At 69.3% G+C, this 264-nt stretch carries 1 protein-coding gene; it reads left to right on the forward strand.

What is annotated here, in order from left to right; genetic code table 11:
- On the forward strand, positions 1–264 hold a 264-nt coding region (locus MJ643_RS30920; protein ID WP_247727342.1), incomplete at both ends, for a hypothetical protein.

Below are 264 nucleotides of genomic sequence, written 5' to 3' on the forward strand. Positions count from 1 at the left end.
CTGGCTCATGCCACGAAAGGCCGGCTCACCGCCCTGGCAAGCCAGGCTCATCGGGCCCTGTCCGAGCTGGCCGAGCGGCGAGCCGAGCACGTCCTGGCCTTGCAGCACTACAAGGCCCACCATGCCTGCGAACAACGCCTGCTGGGCGAGCACTCGCAGCAGCGCCTGCGCGGCCTGTTCGTGCGCCAGCAGGCCCAGGCCCTGAGCCAGGAATTGCAGGCAGCCCGCCAGGCGGATCAGGAAAAGCAGGCCTTGCTGACGCAG

Source organism: Pseudomonas sp. PNPG3, assembly GCF_023093815.1.
GTDB classification, from domain to species: Bacteria; Pseudomonadota; Gammaproteobacteria; order Pseudomonadales; family Pseudomonadaceae; genus Aquipseudomonas; species Aquipseudomonas asiatica.